The sequence below is a fragment of the Sphingomonas faeni genome, from assembly GCF_030817315.1.
Classification (GTDB): Bacteria; Pseudomonadota; Alphaproteobacteria; order Sphingomonadales; family Sphingomonadaceae; genus Sphingomonas; species Sphingomonas faeni_C.
Genome location: NZ_JAUSZF010000001.1, coordinates 2,538,110 through 2,558,817 on the forward strand (window position 1 = coordinate 2,538,110; position 20,708 = coordinate 2,558,817).

Here is a 20,708-nt window from a genome sequence, read left to right on the forward strand (position 1 = left end):
GCTCTGGATCCTGACTTTCGTCAGGATGACGGGGTTTTTGAGGCGCGTGGCTTAACTTGCCGGTCGTAGAAACTTTGGCCTGTTACCGTGGCTTATCTTGAGTTGCGGCGCCTCTGACTCGCTGCCTCGCTTGGCACGCGCAGTTCGGACCACCAGCTACCCCGACTGTTCCGCATAGACCGCCTTCCGACGGTCTATGCGAAAACCGCACTCAGACGTCGAGGTTGGCGACGTTGAGCGCGTTGTCCTGGATGAACTCGCGGCGGGGTTCGACGACTTCGCCCATCAGCTGGGTGAAGATTTCGTTCGCGCTCTCGGCGTTGACCGCGGTGACGCGGAGCATCGAGCGGACCGACGGATCGAGCGTGGTTTCCCAGAGCTGCTCCGCGTTCATCTCGCCTAGCCCCTTGTAGCGCTGGATTGCGAGGCCCTTGCGCCCTGCCGTCAGGATCGCGTCGAGCAGATGGCTCGGACGCGAAACCTGCGTTGAACCGCGTGCGGCGACCGCGGTGACCGAGCCGATCACGCCGGCACCAGCCTCAGCACCTTCCTCAGCCTCGGGCTCTTCGGCCTGCGACGCCTTGCTGGCAGGGACGAGGTTCGAGGTGTGGGCATAGCTCTCGGCGTGCTCGCCCGACAGCGCATGGAGCTTGCGTGCCTCGGCCGACACCAGGAAGCTGGCCTCGATGATGTGGTGGTCGGTGACGCCGCGCCACGCGCGCTGGAAGTGGATGCCGCCGTCTTCGGTCAGCACCGCGGTCCAGCGTGCATCGCCGTCGTCGAGTTCGAGACGACGCGTGACGATCTCCAGACGCGAGGTCCGGTCCTCGACCGACGCCTCGGGATCGAACACGCCGCCGAGAGCCAATGCCTCGATCATCCCGGCGTCGTAGCGCTTGGGGACGTAGCGCATCAGCGTCCGCATGCGGCGCGCGTGATCGACCAGATCCTTGAGGTCGCGACCCGAACGACCCCCGCTGGGGCCGTCGAGCACCATCGTATTGACGCCTGCATCGACCAAATATTCGTCGAGCGCCGCGTCGTCCTTGAGGTACACCTCGGACCGGCCCTTGGTCGCTTTGTAGAGCGGCGGCTGGGCGATGTAGAGATACCCGCCCTCGATGATCTTCGGCATGTGGCGGTAGAACAGCGTCAGCAGCAGCGTGCGGATGTGCGCGCCGTCGACGTCTGCGTCGGTCATGATGACGATCTTGTGGTAGCGCAGCTTGTCCGCGTTGAAGTCGTCGCGGATGCCGGTGCCCATCGCGGTGATGAGCGTGCCGATCTCGCGGCTCGACAACATGCGATCTTCGCGCGCGCGTTCGGTGTTCAGAATCTTGCCGCGCAAGGGGAGGATCGCCTGGAAATGGCGATCGCGACCCTGCTTCGCCGAGCCGCCTGCCGAGTCACCCTCGACCAGGAACAGTTCGGACTTGGCGGGATCGCGCTCCTGGCAGTCGGCAAGCTTGCCGGGGAGCGAGGCGATGTCCATCACGCCCTTGCGGCGCGTCAGTTCGCGGGCGCGCTTGGCGGCTTCGCGGGCTGCGGCTGCGTCGATGATCTTGGCGACGATCGCTTTCCCGTGCGCCGGGTTCTCTTCGAGCCATTCGGCCATCTTGTCGGCCATCAGGCTTTCCAGCGGCTGGCGGACTTCGGACGAGACGAGCTTGTCCTTGGTCTGGCTGCTGAACTTCGGATCGGGCAGCTTGACCGAGACGATCGCGGTAAGGCCTTCGCGCATGTCCTCGCCGGTGAGCTGGACCTTTTCCTTCTTCAACATGCCGGATTTCTCGGCGTAGTTGTTGAGCGTGCGGGTCAGCGCGGCGCGGAACGCGGCCATGTGCGTGCCGCCGTCGCGCTGCGGGATGTTGTTCGTGAAGGCGAGGACGTTTTCGTAGTAGGAGTCGTTCCACTGGAGCGCGACGTCCATCGTGACGTCGTCGCGCGTACCGCTGATCGCGACCGGCTCGGGCATCAACGGCACCTTGGCGCGATCGAGATACTTCACGAACGCGGCGATTCCGCCCTCGTAATAGAGCTCGACGGTCTTCAGTTCCTCGTGCCGCGCGTCGGTGAGGAACAGGCGGACGCCCGAGTTCAGGAAGGCGAGTTCACGGTAGCGATGTTCAAGCTTGTCGAAGTCGAAATCGGTGATCTTGAAGGTGGCGGGCGACGGGAAGAAGGTGACCCGCGTCCCCTTCTGGCCGTCGGTAGCGGGGCCGACGACCTTGAGCGGCGCGACCGCATCGCCGAATGCGAAGCGCATGTAATGCTCCTCGCCGTTGCGCCAGATCGTCAGGTCGAGCCATTCGCTGAGCGCATTGACGACCGAGACGCCGACGCCGTGCAGGCCGCCCGAGACCTTGTACGCGTTCTCGTCGCTGGTGTTCTCGAACTTACCACCGGCGTGGAGCTGAGTCATGATGACCTCGGCTGCGGAGACGCCTTCCTCGGTGTGGATGCCGGTCGGGATGCCGCGGCCGTTGTCGGTGACGCTGACCGAGCCATCGGCGTTGAGGACGATGTCGATGCGGTCGCAATGCCCGGCGAGCGCTTCGTCGATCGCGTTGTCGCTGACCTCGAACACCATGTGGTGGAGGCCCGAACCGTCGTCGGTGTCGCCGATGTACATGCCTGGACGCTTGCGCACCGCGTCGAGGCCCTTGAGGACCTTGATCGAGTCGGCGCCGTAATCGCCCATGTTCGGGAGGTTGGGATTATTGGATTCAGGGTTGGATGCCATGACAAGTATATAGGCATCGGACGGCCGAAACGGAAGCGAAATGGCCGGGGCGGGCTGGGGTGCGCTGGAGTGAAGTATAGGAAGTATAGACGCTGGGAGCGTTTTGTCGGGGGTGTGGTGTTCGGGTGTCGGGCGGGTTGGATTTGAGGGGGTTGGGTTCGCCATGCGGGGAGGGTGACAGGGTGGGGTCGTGTAGGACAGCAGTTCGAAGGTGGCACCTTGCCCCCCCTCCCTGGAAGGGAGGGGTTGGGGGTGGGTTGGCTGGCTTGAGCCATGCCGGTCGGACTTTGGGGAAACCGACCCACCCCCGGCCCCTCCCTTCCAGGGAGGGGGGCAGCTTTTCCCTTGTCCCTCTCCCTTTTGGGACTTGGAGGGAGGAGCCGTAGGCGACGGGAGGGTGAGGGGAAGTTGGGGCGCACTCCCGAGCCTCATTCCCCTCTCCCTTCCCACCGCAAAGGCGGCGGGCCCCTTCCCTCTCCCCGGCGGGGAGAGGGAGGATTGCCTCAGAAGCGGTCGGCGCGTTGGCCTAGTAGGGTTACCTCTACGCGGCGGTTTAGGCGCATGCCGGCTGCGGTCGCATTGGTCGCGACCGGGTCGCGCTCGCCGTGGCCGACTACGCTGAAGCGGGCGCGGACGACGTCCATGTCGTCGAACGCCTGGCGGACGCTGGCTGCGCGGCGTTCGGACAGGTCCTGGTTGTGTGCGTCGGTGCCGCGCGAATCGGTAAAGCCGTCGATCGACACGCGGACGCCGGGGTTGGCGCGCAGATAGCGGGCGAGCGGGCGCAGTTTCTCGATCGCGCCGGGACGAAGCACGGCGCTGTCGGTGCGGAACAGCACGTCCTCCTGCAGCGTCAGCGTGGCGCCGCGCGGGGTCTGGCGGAAGCCGTAGTTGCGCATCGCGCCGCGATCCCAGGTCGTGGTCGTCTCGACCACCGTGGTGCCGCCGCCGCGATAGCCGCGCGGATCGCGTCCATAGGCATCCCAGTCGAACCGGTCGCGGCGGGGCCCCGCGATGCGGGCGAATTCGCGGTTGGCGTCGTCGGCTTCCTGGCGGTTGATCCGGCCGTCGCCGTTCGCATCGAAGTTCGGCATCACGAACGCACGACCGCGTGGGCTGTCGCGGAGTTCGGGGAACAGGATCGGCACGCCGGCACCGACCAGCCGATAGCCCGGGCGCGTCCATGGTGCAGTACGCGGGTCGAAACGCGCCTGGTCCTGCGCCAGCGCGGGTGCGACGGTCGCGGTCGCCATCAGGATGCCGAGGGCGGTGCGGGTAAGATTTAGGGCCATCGTGAACTCTCCGTGATCTTCGATGCGACGGGCTCTGCCCGCGGTCGCTTGAACGCGCAGTGACCTCGATCGACAGCCTGTGTTCAGTCGGAGATTGTGTGTTTCTTTCAGTAGGTAGCGCGTCCTTTTAGTGAGCGGGGCCGACCGCGATGCGCGTCGCGCCGCCACCGATCGCGTCGAACAGCGCGTCTTCGGTCCCGGTCATCCACACCTGCCCGCGCCCCGACAGCCGCTCGAACAGCGCCGCGCGGCGCGCCGGATCGAGGTGGGCGGCGACCTCGTCGAGCAGCAGTATCGGCGACTGACCGGTCCGCTCGGCGACCAGTTCGGCATGCGCAAGGACGATGCTAAGGAGGAGCGCCTTCTGCTCGCCGGTCGAGGCGAGCGAGGCCGCGCGGGCCTTGTCGAGATGCGTTACCGCGAGGTCGACGCGGTGCGGGCCGACGAGCGTGCGGCCGGCGGCGGCGTCGCGTGCGCGGCCTTGCGCGAGGTCGGCTTGGAGGCGGGTGGTGTCGCCGGCCCACCCTTCGAGCGTGAGGCCAGCGCGGGGAAACGGGCCGTCGTCCTGGTGCGCGAGCCTCGTGCCGAGCAGCGCGACGGTCTCGCGCCGGGCGGCGTCGACCGCGGCGCCGTGCTCAGCCATTTGGGCTTCGAGTGCTGAGAGCCAGTCGCCGTCGGGGCGGCCTTCGTCGGCGAGCAGGCGGTTTCGGGCGCGCATTGCCGCATCGTAGCGGGCGGCGTGGTGCGCGTGGGCGGGGGCGAGGGCGAGCGTGAGGCGGTCGAGGAAGCCTCGACGTTCGCCGGCGGGGGCGACGAACAGGCGGTCCATCGCGGGGGTGAGCCAGAGGATCGTGAGCCACTCGGCGAGCGCGTTGGCGGTGGTGGTGGCGCCCTGGATGCGGACGATGCGGCGTTCGGGGGCTGAGGCCAGCGTGCCGGTGGCGACGTCGACTTCGCCGGCTGCGGGAGCGTCCTGTTTCGCTTCTAGCTCCCCTTCCGCTTGCGGGAGGGGTTGGGGGAGGGACGCGTTTTCCTCGGGAGCGGGCGCCGGTACGTACGTCGCGCCCTCCCCTGACCCCTCCCGCAAGCGGGAGGGGGATAAGGTAACGACCTCTCGTTCGCGTTGTGGGGATAAGGTGGCCGCGACGCCGAAGCCGCCTGCGCCGCCCTGCCTCGCCATCTCCCCGAGAGCCGCTCTCCGCAGCCCGCGGCCGGGCGCGAGGAGCGATACCGCCTCCAGGATATTCGTCTTTCCCGCACCGTTCTCGCCGGTCAGCACGACGAAGCCTGAGCCCGGCTGGAGCGTCAGGTCGGCATGATTGCGGAAATCGGTAAGGACCAGGCGCGACAGCATCGCCTCGGCCTTAGAGGAGTTTCGCAGCCGATTGCATCGCCCTTTTCCCGTTCGGCCAGAGCGAAGTCGAAGGTCATGGCACAAGCTACGGTGCTTCGACTACGCTCAGCACGAACGGCGGAGGTGGGGCGGTTTGATCCAACTCCCCGCCAGCGACGCTTGCCGCGCCGTATCAGCCTCCAATCAGGCGGCGATGCGCTCCGGCGCGATCGCGGGTGCAGCCGGCGCAGTCGCCGCCTTCTGCGTGCTGAGATACGACGCGAGCGCCGGCCCGAGCTCGCGCTGCGCCCGCAAATAGGCGACCGGGATGACGATGCCGAGCCTTGCGCGTGCGGCGTCCAGCGGTTCGTGGAGCAGAGACAGGTAATCCTCGCCTGAGATCCACTTCGCCTTGCGCCCGTTGCGATAGCCTTCCCAGACCGCTTTCGCGAACAGCCGGCTGCCGGTGACGCGGATGCTCTTCAACGCCGCCGCCGAGCCGATCAGCGCCCAGCCCAGCCCGCCGACCTGCGCATAACTGAACGCGACGAGTGCCGCCTCGCCCATGCTCTCGTCCGCCTTGTAGCCGGTCAGCACGTGCCAGATGTCGTGCGTGTCGCGTACCCGCCGGCCGAACCACGCATAGGGATGCGCCAGATCGTCCTCGCTCGGCTCGAGCCGCGAGACTTCGACCAAGCCGTCCGCGGAATAGCCCGTCGTCTCGAGAAAATTGCGATACGCCGCCCCGACGGTGCCGGGCGCGAAGCTCGCGACGAACGCGGGGTCGGAGAAACGTTGCGCCAACTCGACGCGGTCATAGGCGATTCGCCCGCCTTGCTCGGTGGCGATCAGCCGCGCGTAGTTCATCGGTGCATTGCCGACGTTCAACGCGCGCATGATCCGAAACACCTGCGTCGTGTCGTCGCCGTTCGCGAGCAATTTCTTGATCGCATCGAACGCCGTACGCCAATCGCGACGACCGGTCGTACCGGGAAACGGGGGAAGCTTCGCCATCGAGTCGGCTCCTTACTGACATTGCTGTTAGTAATGGCGCGTCGGTACGACGTCAAGCACCATCAATCGTCGCGATGGCGACGTTCACGGCGCGGGCGCCATCGATCATACCCTTGTCGAATGTTGCAAGGCTGAAGCCTCGTCGCTGCGCGATCGCAACATGAAGTGCGTCACCGGCACGTAAGCCATGCGGTCCGGCATCGACCAACGTCACGGCGCGATAGAAATCCGCCGCAACGACCTCGACGATCGTCATGCCGATCGCAGTCCTGCGCCACACATCCTCCGCCGCATCACGACGCGCCCGCGAAAGCACGCCCATGCGGAATTTCATCGCCAACGCACTAGCGACTTCGGTCATGACCCAGCCACTTACCGCCAGATCGTCTTGAGATCGCTGCTCGATCCAGGCGGCGGCAACATCGCTGCGACTCTCTTCTACAATTAGCGCGACGATCAACGATGCGTCGCAGTATATCATCAAAGGAGGTTCTGTCGGCGCAATTCCTCGACCGTGGTAGCATCGTCGGCGACTGTCCCGGCGCGAACTTGGCGGAGGGCGTCCCAATCGATGGCCGGACGCGGTTTTTCTACCGGCACGAGCCGCGCAACGGGCCGGCCGCGTCGCGTGATCTCCAGCGTCTCGCCAGCCTCGGCGCGGCTGACGAGTTCGCTCAGATGCGCCTTGGCATCCGCAAGCTTGAAAGCCTCCACGACTCGCTCCTGACCAGTTGGATGACCAACTTAGTCCCGAGCGAGCCGATCGGCAATCAACTCACACACGCATCGGCATCAACACATAGAGCGCGGGCGACTTGTCGTTTTCGCGGATCAGGGTCGGGGCTGCCGCGTCCGCCAAATGTACCTCGACCATGTCGCCGTCGATCTGGGCGAGGATGTCCATCAGGTAGCGGCTGTTGAAGCCGATCTCGAACGGCAGGGCGACGTAATCGCCGGGGACTTCCTCCGCCGCGGTGCCGTTCTCGGGCGAGGTCACCGACAGCGTGATCTTGTCGCGGTCGAGCGCCATCTTCACGGCGCGGGTCTTCTCCGTCGCGATCGTGGAGACGCGGTCGACGCCTTCCATGAAGCTCTTGGGGTCGATCTTGAGGATCTTGTCGTTGCCGGTCGGGATGACGCGGCTGTAATCGGGGAAGGTGCCGTCGATCAGCTTCGAGGTCAGGATCGCCTGGCCGAGGTCGAAGCGGATCTTGGTCGGCGACAGCGAGACGCCGACCGAGCCGTCGACCTCGTCGAGCAGCTTGCGCAGCTCGCCGATGCATTTGCGCGGCACGATCACGTCGGGCATCGATTCGGCACCCTCTGGGCGCGGCAGCGTGACGCGGGCGAGACGGTGGCCGTCGGTCGCGGCGGCCTTCAATACCGGGTTCGAGCTGTCGCCGTCGGCCACGTGCAGGAAGATGCCGTTCAGATAATAGCGCGTCTCTTCGGTCGAGATCGCGAATCGCGTCTTGTCGATGATCTGCTTGAGCGTCTCGGCGGGCAGCTCGAACTGGGTCGGCAGTTCACCCTCGGCGATCACCGGGAAATCGTCGCGCGGCAGCGTGCCGAGCGAAAAGCGCGCGCGACCTGCGACGATGCTCATCCGGCCCTCCGACGCGGCGAGCTGGACCTGGCTACCCTCGGGGAGTTTCCGGGCGATGTCGAACAGCGTGTGCGCGGACACGGTGGTCGCGCCGGGCTGGTCGACTGCCGCCGCGATCGATTCGTTGATCTGGAGATCAAGATCGGTGGCCATCAGCTTGAGCGTGCCCTCGGCAGTCGCCTCGATCAGCACGTTCGACAGGATGGGGATGGTGTTGCGCCGCTCCACCACGGACTGGACATGGCTCAGCCCCTTGAGGAGCGTTGCGCGTTCGATCGTCGCCTTCATCGTAATTCCCCCCGCCACCGCAGCCAGAATCGGGGCTGGGGGCAATCCGCAGATGGCTTACCCAACAACAAAGGGTCGGAGCAAGCGCCCCGACCCTTCTTTGATCACGGTAAACGTCGCGTTAAACCCGTGCGCCGGTTCGATCAGAAGCGGAAGCCGTAGCTGGCGACCACCTGGTGACGATCCGTGTCGACGTCGAATCGGCTGCTGGTGCCGCCGGTCGCATAGTCGATGTTGCCGCGCTCATAGTTCGAATAGCGATATTCGAGCTTGGCATAGCTGTTCGGGCCGACCGCATGCTCGGCACCGGCACCGATGCGCCAGCCGTCGAGCTTGAAGTTGTTGTCGGTGGTCTGGCTGGTGCTGCCGGCGAGGACGTTGAGCTTCGAGTTGGTGTAGCCGCCCTTGACGTACAGCATCGTCGTCGGTGCGACGACATAGCCTGCGCGTGCGCCGACATAGATGTCGCGACCCTGCTTGACGCGGCCATAACCGAAGTCGCTCGTGTAGTCGTTGCGGTCGCTCTTCGCGGTCGAGCCGGTCAGTTCGGCCTCTGCGCCGAGCACGATGTTGTCCGATGTCGCGATGTCGTAGCCGATGCCGCCGCCGTACAGCAGGCCGTCGATCTTCTGGTCGTCGCGCCCGTTGTTGTTGGACACGCTGCTGCCGGCGCCGGTGTGGTCGTAGCCGAGCGTGGCCTCTACGCGAGGGCCGGTGAAGGTCGGGTTGGTCTGTGCGAGGGCGGGTGCTGCGACTGCGGTGGTGGCGAGCAGCGAGACGGCGATAAGCGTACGCATTGGGGTTACTCCTTACTATCTGGGCACCCCAAAACGCGGGGTGGACCGCTCCAATGGACTAACCGCGCGGACGTTGCATGAACCCCAGATAAACACGGAAATCCGTTGCTTTTGCGCCACAGGGGGTTGAAACGCGGCCTATGATTCCAAGCCATCGGCAGGGTGAAGCGGACGCCCGATCAACCGACATTCCGGCCCCGCGGAAAGGTCGCGATTTCGTCGCGCGGCACGGCGAAACCGTGTTCAACGCGGCGCACCGGTTGCAGGGAAATGCGCCGCATACGCCTTTGACGCGGGCGGGGTTCGCGCAGGCCGACGAGCTTGGGCGAGCGTTGCGGGCGTTGCTGGGGGTGAAGCCGGCGTTGGCGTTGTGGGCGTCGCCGACGGGGCGAGCCTTGCAGACGCTGGCAGTGATCTGCGAGCATCTGGAGCTGGATTGGCATGGTGCGCGGACCGATGCTCGCCTGGTCGAGATCGACATGGGGTCGTGGGGCGGGCGCTATTATGCGGACGTGATCGACGAGGTCGGGCCGGTGATGCTGCCGGGTGGGGCGCTGAAACCTTCGCCGGATGGCGAGACCTATGCGGAGATTGCGGTTCGGGTTGGTGGGTGGCTTGCTGATACTTCGGAAGATCCGGGCGATCGGCTGGTGGTCATGCACGGAATTTCGAGTCGGGTGATGCTGGGAGTGATGACCGGGGCGGCGGTCGATCCAGTGCTTGGCGCGCCGGTTGCGAAGGGGTTGCCGCAGGGGTCGGTTACGCTGGTCGAGAACGGGCGGGCGACGGTGCCGCATCTGGGTACGGGGTTTGCTCCGGCGTGAGATCTGGTTGGGTGGAAGGCCACTTATCGGGGGTGCGGACTTTTGCACCCCTCCCTGAAAGGGAGGGGTTGGGGGTGGGTCGGCTTCCGTATGTTCGGATCGTTGGGGCTAAAGCGGGCCTACCCACCCCCTGCCCCTCCCTTTCAGGGAGGGGGGTTCTGTGGCGTTTGGGGTTGGCGATGGGGTTGCTTGCGGTTGCTGCTCCGGTCTCTGCGCGTGATACGATCGGTATCTTCAAGGGCTGGGGTGCGTTCCGGGACGCTACGCCCGCCCGGTGTTACGCGATCGCGCGGCCGATCATGGCGGGTGGGCGGGCGACTGGTTTTGCCAGCATCGCCACTTGGCCGAAGCGGGGTTTGCGGGCGTCGCTGTATGTGCGGCTCAGTCGGGAGCGGGACCGGTCGGCGGGGGTGACGCTGACGGTCGGCGAGCGGCGATTCGCGTTGGTGGCGAACGGGCTGGATGCCTGGGCGAGCGATGCGCCGAGCGATCATGCGATCGTGGCGGCAATGCGGTCGGGTCGGAGCATGAGTGTGGAGGCGGTCGGCGTCGGGGGGCGGCCGTTTGTCGATGTCTATGCGCTGTCGGGCGCGGCGACGGCGATCGATGCGGCTGTGTTGGGGTGTAGCGGGGGGTGACCTCCTGAATTGGGAGGGGGCACCTGTATACTATAAACCGCCACCCCGGCGAAGGCCGGGGCCCAGTTGGCAAGGTGGTCGTAACGAAGGGCTGAACCTCGTCACTGTCGTCCCCCAACCGGGCCCCGGCCCTCGCCGGGGTGGCGTTTTCTTCTCGAGTGGTGGTTTGTAATTTCGGCGTATCTGCGCCCGCCCTGCTCCCAGCTGACCCCCGTCCCTACAGCCAGTAGAAAAATCAGCAGAATTCCGCTAAGGGCCGCGCCATGCAGACCGCCGCGAACCTCATGCCTATTCCGGGGCACATCGATCCCGTGCCCGTTCCCCGCAGCTTCGTGCCGCGCAGCGATGGGCGGATCGACCTGCTCGGGCTGTCGCTCGCCGATCTGCGGATGGCGCTGGAGACGTCGCAGCTCGAGGAGAAGCAGGCCAAGCTGCGCGCCAAGCAGCTGTGGCACTGGATCTACAATCGCGGCGCGACCGAGTTCTCGGCGATGACCGATATCTCGAAGACGATGCACCCCTGGCTCGAGCAGCGCTTCGTGATCAGCCGGCCGAACGTGGTCGAGGCGCAGGTGTCGACCGATGGCACTCGGAAGTGGTTGCTGCGGTCGGACGACGCGCAGGATTACGAGATGGTGTTCATCCCGGACGCGGATCGCGGCACGCTGTGCGTATCGAGCCAGGTCGGCTGCACGCTGAACTGCACCTTCTGCCATACCGGCACGATGCGACTGGTGCGCAACCTGACGCCCGCCGAGATCGTCGGCCAGGTGATGCTCGCGCGCGATTCGCTGGGCGAATGGCCGAGCCAGCCCGAGGGGCGGATGCTCACCAACATCGTGATGATGGGGATGGGCGAGCCGCTGTATAATTTCGAGAACGTCCGCGATGCGTTGAAGCTGGTGATGGACGGCGCAGGGCTGGCGCTCAGCCGGCGGCGGATCACGTTGTCGACGTCGGGCGTGGTGCCGATGATGGCGCGCGCGGGGGCCGAGATCGGCGTGAACCTCGCGGTATCGCTGCACGCGGTGACCAAGGAAGTGCGCGACGAGATCGTGCCGCTGAACCGGAAGTACGGCATCGAAGAGCTGTTGCAGGCGTGCGCGGACTATCCGGGCACCAACAATGCGCGGCGGATCACGTTCGAATATGTGATGCTGAAGGACAAGAACGACTCCGACGACGACGCGCGCGAACTCGTTCGGTTGCTGCGGAAGTATGAACTGCCGGCGAAGGTGAACCTCATTCCGTTCAACCCGTGGCCGGGCGCGGCATATGAGTGTTCGACGCCGGAGCGGATCAAGTCGTTCTCCAGTATCGTGTTCGGTGCGGGGATTTCGGCACCGGTACGGACGCCGCGCGGTCGCGACATCGATGCGGCGTGTGGCCAGTTGAAGACCGCGTCGGAGAAGAAGAGCCGGGCGCAGCTCGATCGCGAGGCTGCTGCCGAGTCCGACGCTTTTGCTTGAGTGGAGTGCGGTTGCGCTGGCGGCAGGGGCAGGCGCTCTCGGCGGGGCGATGAATGCGTTGGCGGGCGGCGGCAGTTTCGCGACGATGCCGGCGCTGATCGGGCTTGGCTTGCCCTCGACCTTCGCCAACGCGACCAGCAACGTGTCGCTACAGCCGGGCGCGATGGCCAGCGCCTGGGCGTATCGGCACGGGCTCCAGCCGATCTCAGGCGTCAGCATGAAGACGATGGCGGGAATCACCTTCGTCGGCGGACTGATCGGCAGCTTGTTGCTGGTGGCCACGTCCGCGCGCGCGTTCGACCTGATCGTACCTTGGCTGCTGCTGTTCGCGACGCTGGCGATCGCGTTCGGGACGCGGGCGTCGTTGTGGCTGCGCTCGCGGGTCGAGATCGGGCCGAAGTCGCTGGTCGGTGTGCAGGCGTTGCTGGGAATTTATGGCGGCTATTTCGGGGGCGGAGTCGGGCTGATGCTGACGGCGGCGTGGGGGCTGCTGTCTGGCGCGACGCCGGCGACGCTCGCACCGCCGCGGACGCTGATGCTGGCGGTTGCGAACCTTGCCGCGACGATCATCTTCATCGCGACCGGGATGGTGGTGTGGGCGCTGTGCGTGCCGATGTTGATCGGCGGGATCGTCGGCGGGCATTACGGGGCTAAGCTGGGCCTGTTGCTGTCCCCGCAGGTGATCCGGGTGTGGACGCTGCTGGTGACGATCGCGACGACGATCGTATTCTTCTGGCGCGCCTATTCCTGAAGGCCGACTTTCGCGGCGAGCCATTTCGCTGCGGCCTCCGGCGTCTGCTTGTCGGTATCGCGGTCGACGCGGTAGTTCGCGGCGCGCATCGCCTCGACCGGGATGCGGCCGACCATCGGTTTCAGCGCGGTGAGGAACCTCGCGTCCCCTGCCCGCTTCGGCGCGACCATCAGGATCGCGTCGTAGCCGGGGATCGCACGACGCGGGTCGGTCAGCACGGTGAGACCGTCCGCCGCGATCCGGCCATCGGACGAGAAGGCTGAGATGACGTCGACATTGCCGCTTTGCAGCGCGCGGTACATGAAGGTCGGGCTGTACGGCGTCGTCTTGGCGAAGCGGAGCGGATAGGCGCGCTTCACCGCGGCCCATTCGGGGCGTTCGAGGAATTCGAGATCGCTGCCTAGCGTCATGCCGGGTGCTGCGTTCACCAGATCGTCGAGGCTGGCGATGCGCTTGGACTTGGCCGCGTCGCCCTTCATCGCGAAGGCATAGGCGTTCTCGAACCCGAGCGAACCGAGCAGGCCGACATTGTGCTCGCGCCTGGCCCAGTCGCCGATCGCAGCGACCATCGCCGGGCGTTCGGGGACGTCGTTGCGCTTCATCTCGTTCGCCCAGATCGTCCCGGCATAATCGACATAGACGTCGATATCGCCGCCGGAGAGCGCGCCGAAGACGACCGCCGAGCCGAGGCCGTCGCGGTATTCGACGGTGTAGCCCGCGTGTTCGAGCCGGTCGCCGATCAGCCGCGCGAGGATATATTGCTCGGAGAAGTTCTTCGCGCCGACCACGACGGTGCGGTCCGCGCCACTCTTCGGCCATAGCGGGGCGGTCGCCGTTGCGGTTCCGACGAGCAGCACCGCGGCGCTCGCGATCCAGAGCCAGCGGCGGCGCGAGCGGATGCCGTATTCGATCGCCCCGATCAGCGCGTCGACTGCCAGTGCGAGCGCGGCTGCCGAGACGCAGCCGGCGAGGACCAGCGCCCAGTTCTGCGTCTGGAGGCCGGCGAAGATCATGTCGCCGAGGCTCGGCTGGCCGACGGTCGTCGACAAGGTCGCGGCACCGATCGTCCAGACCGCCGCGGTGCGGATGCCGGCGATCAGCACAGGCGCGACCAAAGGTGCCTCGACCAGCCGTAGTTTTTGCGCGGGCGTCATGCCGACCGCATCCGCCGCCTGAATTACCGCAGGGTCGATGCCGTGCAGGCCGGTCACCGCGTTCCGGATGATCGGGAGGAGCGCGTACAGCGTCAGCGCGATCAAGGACGGGAGGAAGCCCAATGCGGGGATGCCGCCGCCGACCAGCGCGGAGAGGCTGAGCAACAGCGGATAGAACAAGGCGAGCAGCGCGAGGCTGGGGATGGTCTGGACGAGGCTCGCAAAGCCGAGCGACACGCGCGCGACGGTCGCGTTACGGGCGGACCAGATGCCGAGCGGCAGGCTGATCGCGATGCCGAGCAGCAGCGCCGCCGCGGAGAGCAGGACGTGGTTGGCGAGCAGCGGTGGCACGCGGCTCAGCGCGTCTAGGAAGGCGCTCATGCGACTAGCGCCTGGAGGCGTTCGGCCTGCGCGCGCGGCACTTGCACCAGCGCTTGCGCATCGTCGCCACCCTGGCCGGCGACGAGTTCGGCAGGCGTGGCGTCGGCGACGATGCGTCCGGCTTTCATCACCAGCACGCGGTCGGCGAGCAGCAGCGCCTCCGCCATGTCGTGCGTGACGAGGATGGTGGTAAGACCGAGCCGGTCGTGGAGTTCGCGGATCCGCGTGCCGAGCGCGTCGCGCGTGACCGGGTCGAGCGCGCCGAACGCCTCGTCGAGCAGCAGCAGTTTGGCGCCGGGTGCGAGCGCGCGGGCGATGCCGACGCGCTGGCGCTGACCACCCGAGAGTGCGTCGGGCATACGGCTCGCGATGTCGCGCGGAAGGTCGACGAGATCGAGTAGTTCGCCCACTTTCGCCTCGTCGGAGCGCCCGGCGATTCGGAGCCCGATCGCGATGTTCTCGGCGATCGTCATGTGTGGGAACAGGCCGATATTCTGGAAGACGTAGCCGATCCGGCGGCGCAGTTCGGGGGCGGGCTCTGCGGCGACGTCGGTACCGTCGATCGTCACGCGGCCTTCGCTCGGCTCGACCAGGCGGTTGAGCGTCTTGAGCAGCGTCGACTTGCCCGAACCGGACGTGCCGACGAGCGCGACGAAACTGCCGCGTGCTATCTCCAGCGAGACCGCGTCGACGGCGATCGTCGCACCTCCATCACTGGGGTACCGCTTGGTGACGCGTTCGAAAACGAGCGCTGGGGAATTGTCTGGCATCTGTGCGCAGGATGCGGGAAACATACCGGAAAATCAAATGGAGAGGGTATGAGCCAGCAGGGCATTTTCATCACCGGCGGCGGATCGGGGATCGGTCGCGCCACCGCGATACTGTTCGCGCGGAAAGGCTGGCGGGTCGGGCTCGCCGACGTCAACGTCGCGGGACTTGCCGAGACCGCCGCGCTACTGCCTGCGGGCATGGTCAGCACCTATCGGATGGACGTGCGCGACCGCGATGCGTGGGTAGCGTCGCTCGATGCGTTCGTCGCGACCACCGACGGCCGGCTCGACGTGCTGTTCAACAATGCCGGGATCGGGTCGGGCGGACCGCTGGCGGAGACCGACTTCGCCGAGATCGACCGGGTGATCGCGATCAACCTGGTCGGTGCGCTGAACGGCGCGCGGATCGGCCATGCGTATCTGAAGCGGACGCCGGGATCGTGTTTGCTCAACACCGCGTCGGCGTCGGCGATCTATGGCTCGGCGGGTCTAGCGCCCTATTCGGCGACCAAGTTCGGGGTGCGCGCGATCACCGAGGCGCTCGACGGCGAATGGGCGGCGGACGGCATCAAGGTGCGGTCGATCGTGCCGAGCTTCATCGACACGCCGCTGCTCGACTCCGCGGCGGGGGGCAGTAACCGCTCGATCCGCGAGACGGTGACGGGCGCGGGGCTGGAGCTGACCGGGGTGGACAAGGTGGCCGAGGCGGCCTGGGCGGCGGTGCACGGCGACAAGGTGCATACCTTCGTAGGGAAGACCGCGCACCGGATGGCGTTCGCCGCGCGGTGGATGCCGGGGGCGCTGCGCAAGCGTATGCGGCGGGATGTGCGGAAGGGCTGACTACTCCCTTCCCTGGAAGTGAGGGGTTAGGGGGTGGGTCGGCTTTCGCATACCCGAACCTAAGGCTCAAGCTGGCCAACCCACCCCCAACCCCTCCCTTTCAGGGAGGGGCAAAACATAAGGCTTAGGTGTCGCCGACTATGGCGTCGATCGCTTCGGCCATTTCGATGTCGCGTGGCGAGAGGCCGCCAGCGTCGTGCGTGGTCAGGAGGATTTCGACGCGGTTCCAGACGTTCTTCCACTCCGGGTGGTGGTTCGCGCGCTCGGCGATCAGAGCGACCTGAGTCATGAAGCCGAACGCCTCGACGAAATCGGCGAACACGATCGTCCGCGTGATCGCGTCGCGCGCATCGTCATAATCCCACTCGTCGAGCCCATCGAGTGCCTCGGCCCGTTCCGTATCGTTCAGCGCTTCGATCATTCGCGTGTCCCTTGCCGCCATCGTTTGCCAACGCGTATGGCTGGCAGGATGAGCGGGCAAGCGACAATGCACGAGGGGGGCCGGGGCGAAGCACCCGACGCCGACACGATCGAGGCGATCTGCCGCGCGACGATCGCCAAGCTGCCCGCGCAGTTCGCGGAGCATCTCGGCGACATCGTGTTCGCGGTCGAGGAGTATGCCGACGACGAGACGCTGGCGGCACTCGGCCTGGAGCATCCGCTAGACCTGTCGGGCCTGTATCACGGCCGCCCGCTCGGCGAGAAATCGTCGATGGATTCAGGGACGATGCCCGACCGGATCGTGCTGTACCGCAGGGCGATTCTCGAGGAATGGATCGAGACGGGGGTGCGCCTCGACGACCTCGTCGCGCATGTGACGATCCACGAGATCGGCCATCATTTCGGGCTGAGCGACGACGACATGCACGCGCTGGAGGACTCGGCCGAAGATCGGGCACCGTGAGTCTCGCGTTTCGCGACGTCGCGTGCGTGCGGGGCGGGCGGATGCTGTTCTCGGGCGTGTCGTTCGACCTGCAGTCTGGCGATGCGGCGGTCGTTACCGGCCCCAATGGCGTGGGGAAGTCCAGTCTAATCCGCATCGCTGCAAGCCTGCTCGCGCCGTTCGAGGGTAGTGTGACGTGCGATACCGCGCAGGCGTTGCTGACCGAGGCGAGTGCGCTCGACCCCGACCGCACGCTGATCGCGGCGCTGCGTTTCTGGGCTGCGTTGGACGATAAGCCCGTCGCCAATACCCGGATCGCCCGAGCGCTGTCCGCGCTCGATCTGAACGCGCTGGCGGACATTCCCGTCCGCCTGCTGTCGACCGGGCAACGCCGCCGCGCGTCGATCGCGCGGGTTGCCGCCAGCGGGGCGCCGGTCTGGCTGCTCGACGAACCGGCCAACGGACTCGACACGGTTTCGATCGCTCGACTGGAGACGCTGATCGCTGAGCACCGTGCTACCGGCGGCATCGCGCTGGTCGCCACGCACCTGCCGCTGGCGATTCCCCACGCGCAGGAGATCGCGTTGTGATCGCGCTGATCCGTCGCGATCTGCGCCGCAGCGTGTCGAGTGGCGGCGCGACGTTGGTGGTCGCGTTCTTCCTGCTGGTCGCGACGCTATTCCCGTTCGCGATCGGCCCCGACGGCGCGCTGCTCGCGCGGATCGGCGGCGGGGTGATCTGGACCGCGGCCTTGCTCGCAGCTTTGTTGCCGGTCGAGCGCCTTGTCGGCCCCGATCTGGAGGCTGGCGTGTTCGACCAGTTCGTCGTCCGCGGGATGTCGCTTGCGCTAGTCGCGCTGGCGAAGACGATCGCGCACTGGCTGAGCTTCGGCCCGCCGCTGATGCTGGCCGCGGTGATCGCCGCGGGGTTGCTCAACCTGTCGGCCGACACGCTGCTCCGCGTCGAGATCGGCCTGTTGATCGGCACGCCCGGCCTCGCCGCGCTTGCGGTCGCCACCAGCGCGCTGGTAGCCGGGGTGCGCGGCGGCGGGGCGGTGACCGGGCTGGTGATGCTCCCGCTCGCGGTGCCGTTGCTCATCTTCGGCGCAGGCTCGCTCGATCCGGCCGGCGGCGCGGGCGCGGTCAAGTTGCTCGCCGCGGTCAGCCTCGTGCTGGTCGCGGGCGCGCCGTTCCTGGCCGCGGCGGCGATCCGTGCCGGCATGGACTGAGGCGATGAGCATGACCGACGAACAAGACAACCCCGTTCGCATCGGACTGATCGGCTACGGGTTCTCGGGCAAGACCTTCCACGCTCCGCTGATACGGTCCGTCGCGGGGCTCGAACTCTGTGCGGTGGCGTCCAGCGATGCCGGCAAGGTGAATGCGGACTTTCCGGGCATGGCGGTCCACGCCGATCCGCACGCACTGATCGCGGCCGACGCTATCGACCTCGTCGTGATCGCGACGCCGAACGAGACGCATGCACCGCTCGCGCGGGCAGTGATCGCGGCCGGGAAGCACGTCGTGATCGACAAGCCGTTCACGCTAGACCTCGACGAAGCGCGCGGGCTTCTCGCGCTGGCGGACGATCGGGGCGTGCTGCTGTCCGTCTTCCACAATCGGCGATGGGACAGCGATTTCCTTACCGTTCGCGCCGCGATCGACGAAGCTATCGTCGGCGATGTCACGCATTTCGAGTCGCATTTCGATCGGTTCAGGCCCGACGTCCGCGACCGCTGGCGCGAGCGGTCCGAGCCCGGCAGCGGCGTCTGGTACGATCTGGGTCCGCATCTGGTCGATCAGGCCCTGCTCCTGTTCGGCCTTCCGGACGCGGTGCAGGCCTCGATCGCGACCCAGCGGCCGGGCGCGATGACCGACGACTGGGCGCACGTCGTCCTGTCCTACGGCGAGCGCCGCGTGATCCTCCAGGCGAGCATGCTGGTGGCGGGCGGCGTCGACCGGTTCACCGTGCACGGCACCGCGGGCAGCATGACGAAGCACTACGCCGACCGACAGGAGACGCAACTTCTAGGCGGAATGCGGCCGGGTGATGCGGGTTGGGGCGAGGACCTCGATCCGCTCGTGATCCATGCCGCCAACGGGCAACGCGAACAGCGCGCGCTACCCGGCGATCAGCGCCAATATTACCGCGGCATCGCGGCGGCGGTTCGGGGAACGGCAAAGAACCCGGTCGAACCCGTCGAAGCGCTGGCAGTGATGGCGGTCGTCGAGTCGGCGTTCCTGTCCGCGAAGACCGGCGCCACGACGGCATTGGCGCTGACCGCGCCCGAGCGAGACGCCGCAACCCGCGCCTTATCGTCCGCGACTGTACAAATCTGAACGATCCGTCCGGGCGTCACGCGGGTAACGAAAGCGTCGCTAGCGAAGCACGCCCGGTTGGTTGCCGATCCGGATCTTCTCTGACAGGATTGCGACGTGCCCGACCCTCTTCACCATGGCCTCAATCAATCGCGGTGGCCCAAGCGGATTGGTCGCCTCATCGATGCTATCTGCCTGGTGGCGCTGATCGTCGTGGTCGTCACGGTCATCTATGGCTTCTGGCTGCGGGCGATCTGGGCGCATGGCTATTACCTGGCGGTCGCGGTCGCGGTGTTGGGCGCGTTCGTGATCCTGATCGGGCTCGCGCAACAGGCGATCGCGGCGCGCGACGTGGCGACCTGGCGCGACATGGCCGCTACAGCTCGAACAGAAGCAGGCCGGTAACGCCCGCGCGTCGGTCATCGCGGCCAGCCTCCAGCGTGATGCCGACAGCAAGCATGACGCGTACGAGAAGATCTCGCAGATGGCGCTCGAATCGCGTCAGGCTGCGCAGAACTCGATCGCGCAGGCGCAGATCATCGACAATGCCGAGCCACCGCAGTCGCCCAGCTGGCCGAACCGCCCGCTGCTGTTCCTGTTGTCGCTAATCGCAGGGTTCGGCGTCGGCATCGCAGTCATCGTCACGCAGGAAATGCTGGTAACCGGCATGCGCAGCATCGACGAAGTCGAAAGCGAGCTGGGCGTGCCGTTGATCGCGGCGATCCCAAATATCCGGCAGGACCATCCTGCCGACATCGTGATCGACAAGCCGACGTCGCAATATGCCGAAGCGCTTCGTAACGCCCGTGCATCGCTGCTCGGCGTCCGCGGCCAGACCCGGCCCAAGATCATCGCGCTCACCTCGGCGCTGCCGGGCGAAGGCAAGACCACCACCGCGTTGGCACTGGCGCGCGTCATGGCGATGAACGGCGACAAGACGATCATCATCGATACCGACGTCCGGCGCGCACAGTTGCGGATGATCACGCAGACGAAGCCCGACGGCGTCGGTCTGGTCGAATTGCTCCACGGCGACGTCACGCTCGACGAAGCGATCGAGCCGAGCGGGTTGCAGGGCCTGGACCAGATCATCATCCACAAGCCGTTCTTCTCGTCCGAGAACCTGTTCGGCAACGACCTGATGCCGAAGATCCTCGAGCAGCTTTCGGAGCGCTACGACACGATCATCCTCGATCTGCCACCGCTCGTCGGTCTGGCGGACGGTCGCTTCCTGTCGGCGCTGGCGGATGCGGTGGCGCTCGTGATCCGCTGGAACAACACGCCGAAGCACGCCGTGACATCGGCGGCCGCTTGGCTGAAGTCGGACGGCGCGAACCTCGTCGGCTCCATGTTCACGATGGTCGACACCAGTTCGCAGGCGGTCGGTTCATATTATTATTATTCGAAGCAATATTCCGACTATTACCAGGAAGCGTGATCAGGTCGGGCCGTTGATGAAGCTTCATCAACGGCCATCGACTACCGACTGCGATCTAAAGCTTGCCGTCGCCGGATCAATTCAACTACCTGTTCCATCGCTGTTCGTGGCTAACCTCTGAAGTGCCTGTCGGTCACACATCGATCGTGTTTCGGCCGAACGTCTCACT

Annotated in this window: 22 protein-coding genes; 11 read left to right on the plus strand and 11 right to left on the minus strand. The window is 66.4% G+C overall.

The features are described 5' to 3' along the window. Positions 1-211: 211 nt before the first annotated feature. The 8 genes from gyrB to QFZ54_RS11770 form a co-directional block, all read right to left on the minus strand. On the minus strand, positions 212-2,743 hold the full coding sequence (gene gyrB, locus QFZ54_RS11735; protein ID WP_307087280.1) for a DNA topoisomerase (ATP-hydrolyzing) subunit B: 2,532 nt from the start codon (positions 2,741-2,743) through the stop codon (positions 212-214). A 503-nt stretch (positions 2,744-3,246) separates the two neighbouring features. Beyond that, positions 3,247-4,035 carry an OmpA family protein gene (locus tag QFZ54_RS11740; protein WP_307087282.1) on the minus strand — a complete coding sequence of 263 codons (789 nt, stop codon included), beginning with the start codon at positions 4,033-4,035 and terminating at the stop codon, positions 3,247-3,249. Between the two features lie 127 nt (positions 4,036-4,162). After that, complete coding sequence (locus QFZ54_RS11745; protein ID WP_307087285.1) at positions 4,163-5,389, minus strand: DNA replication/repair protein RecF; 1,227 nt, start codon at positions 5,387-5,389, stop codon at positions 4,163-4,165. A 183-nt stretch (positions 5,390-5,572) separates the two neighbouring features. Then, positions 5,573-6,382, minus strand: coding sequence for a Coq4 family protein (locus tag QFZ54_RS11750; protein WP_307087287.1), 810 nt, complete (start codon positions 6,380-6,382; stop codon positions 5,573-5,575). Positions 6,383-6,434: 52 nt separating this feature from the next. Then, complete coding sequence (locus QFZ54_RS11755; RefSeq protein WP_307089417.1) at positions 6,435-6,863, minus strand: type II toxin-antitoxin system VapC family toxin; 429 nt, start codon at positions 6,861-6,863, stop codon at positions 6,435-6,437. Beyond that, positions 6,863-7,096 carry a type II toxin-antitoxin system Phd/YefM family antitoxin gene (locus QFZ54_RS11760; RefSeq protein ID WP_307087289.1) on the minus strand — a complete coding sequence of 78 codons (234 nt, stop codon included), beginning with the start codon at positions 7,094-7,096 and terminating at the stop codon, positions 6,863-6,865. Before QFZ54_RS11760 ends, QFZ54_RS11755 begins: the two co-directional genes overlap by 1 nt. 61 nt (positions 7,097-7,157) lie before the next feature. After that, positions 7,158-8,276 carry a DNA polymerase III subunit beta gene (gene dnaN, locus QFZ54_RS11765; protein ID WP_056017955.1) on the minus strand — a complete coding sequence of 373 codons (1,119 nt, stop codon included), beginning with the start codon at positions 8,274-8,276 and terminating at the stop codon, positions 7,158-7,160. A gap of 143 nt (positions 8,277-8,419) precedes the next feature. Next, a complete protein-coding gene (locus QFZ54_RS11770) occupies positions 8,420-9,073 on the minus strand; it encodes an outer membrane protein (protein ID WP_307087293.1) in 654 nt (217 codons plus the stop codon). 140 nt (positions 9,074-9,213) lie between these two features. Here QFZ54_RS11770 and QFZ54_RS11775 point away from each other — a divergent pair, with 140 nt between their 5' ends. The 4 genes from QFZ54_RS11775 (at position 9,214) to QFZ54_RS11790 (ending at position 12,755) form a co-directional block, all read left to right on the plus strand. After that, entirely contained in the window at positions 9,214-9,897 is a 684-nt protein-coding gene (locus tag QFZ54_RS11775) for a histidine phosphatase family protein (RefSeq protein WP_307087295.1), read from the plus strand. 179 nt (positions 9,898-10,076) lie between these two features. Further along, the gene (locus QFZ54_RS11780) at positions 10,077-10,535 is read left to right on the plus strand and encodes an invasion associated locus B family protein (RefSeq protein WP_307087298.1); all 459 of its coding nucleotides are present in this window, start codon (positions 10,077-10,079) and stop codon (positions 10,533-10,535) included. 263 nt (positions 10,536-10,798) lie between these two features. Then, positions 10,799-12,004: a 23S rRNA (adenine(2503)-C(2))-methyltransferase RlmN gene (gene rlmN, locus QFZ54_RS11785; protein ID WP_307087300.1), complete on the plus strand. Its 1,206-nt coding sequence runs from the start codon at positions 10,799-10,801 to the stop codon at positions 12,002-12,004. After that, positions 11,997-12,755: a sulfite exporter TauE/SafE family protein gene (locus QFZ54_RS11790; protein ID WP_307087303.1), complete on the plus strand. Its 759-nt coding sequence runs from the start codon at positions 11,997-11,999 to the stop codon at positions 12,753-12,755. The genes rlmN and QFZ54_RS11790 overlap by 8 nt, the downstream gene beginning before the upstream one ends. On the opposite strand, the gene QFZ54_RS11795 is transcribed toward QFZ54_RS11790, so the two are convergent. Together QFZ54_RS11795 and QFZ54_RS11800 are read right to left on the minus strand one after the other, a co-directional pair. Continuing rightward, entirely contained in the window at positions 12,746-14,290 is a 1,545-nt protein-coding gene (locus QFZ54_RS11795; RefSeq protein WP_307087305.1) for an ABC transporter permease/substrate-binding protein, read from the minus strand. The two genes, QFZ54_RS11790 and QFZ54_RS11795, sit on opposite strands and share 10 nt — an antisense overlap. Beyond that, a complete protein-coding gene (locus tag QFZ54_RS11800) occupies positions 14,287-15,060 on the minus strand; it encodes an ATP-binding cassette domain-containing protein (protein WP_307087307.1) in 774 nt (257 codons plus the stop codon). The genes QFZ54_RS11795 and QFZ54_RS11800 overlap by 4 nt, the downstream gene beginning before the upstream one ends. Before the next feature lie 48 nt (positions 15,061-15,108). Here QFZ54_RS11800 and QFZ54_RS11805 point away from each other — a divergent pair, with 48 nt between their 5' ends. Beyond that, the gene (locus tag QFZ54_RS11805) at positions 15,109-15,900 is read left to right on the plus strand and encodes an SDR family oxidoreductase (RefSeq protein WP_307087309.1); all 792 of its coding nucleotides are present in this window, start codon (positions 15,109-15,111) and stop codon (positions 15,898-15,900) included. A gap of 124 nt (positions 15,901-16,024) precedes the next feature. Here QFZ54_RS11805 and QFZ54_RS11810 read toward each other — a convergent pair whose 3' ends face one another. Next, positions 16,025-16,321 carry a 4a-hydroxytetrahydrobiopterin dehydratase gene (locus tag QFZ54_RS11810; protein WP_307087310.1) on the minus strand — a complete coding sequence of 99 codons (297 nt, stop codon included), beginning with the start codon at positions 16,319-16,321 and terminating at the stop codon, positions 16,025-16,027. A 48-nt stretch (positions 16,322-16,369) separates the two neighbouring features. Between QFZ54_RS11810 and QFZ54_RS11815 the strand changes: the two genes are divergently transcribed. The 6 genes from QFZ54_RS11815 to QFZ54_RS11840 all read left to right on the plus strand — a co-directional run bounded on the left by QFZ54_RS11815 (position 16,370) and on the right by QFZ54_RS11840 (position 20,539). Next, positions 16,370-16,804 (plus strand): metallopeptidase family protein, encoded by a 435-nt coding sequence (locus tag QFZ54_RS11815; protein ID WP_307087312.1) that lies wholly within the window; start codon positions 16,370-16,372, stop codon positions 16,802-16,804. Between the two features lie 41 nt (positions 16,805-16,845). Next, entirely contained in the window at positions 16,846-17,373 is a 528-nt protein-coding gene (gene ccmA, locus QFZ54_RS11820; RefSeq protein ID WP_307089419.1) for a heme ABC exporter ATP-binding protein CcmA, read from the plus strand. Next, positions 17,370-18,011, plus strand: a complete 642-nt coding sequence (locus QFZ54_RS11825; protein ID WP_307087314.1) for a heme exporter protein CcmB — start codon at positions 17,370-17,372, stop codon at positions 18,009-18,011. The genes ccmA and QFZ54_RS11825 overlap by 4 nt, the downstream gene beginning before the upstream one ends. A gap of 10 nt (positions 18,012-18,021) precedes the next feature. Next, positions 18,022-19,122: an oxidoreductase gene (locus QFZ54_RS11830; RefSeq protein WP_307087316.1), complete on the plus strand. Its 1,101-nt coding sequence runs from the start codon at positions 18,022-18,024 to the stop codon at positions 19,120-19,122. A 96-nt stretch (positions 19,123-19,218) separates the two neighbouring features. Then, positions 19,219-19,506 carry a hypothetical protein gene (locus QFZ54_RS11835; RefSeq protein ID WP_307087318.1) on the plus strand — a complete coding sequence of 96 codons (288 nt, stop codon included), beginning with the start codon at positions 19,219-19,221 and terminating at the stop codon, positions 19,504-19,506. Positions 19,507-19,522: 16 nt separating this feature from the next. Continuing rightward, positions 19,523-20,539, plus strand: a complete 1,017-nt coding sequence (locus QFZ54_RS11840; protein ID WP_307089422.1) for a polysaccharide biosynthesis tyrosine autokinase — start codon at positions 19,523-19,525, stop codon at positions 20,537-20,539. Positions 20,540-20,708: the final 169 nt, after the last annotated feature.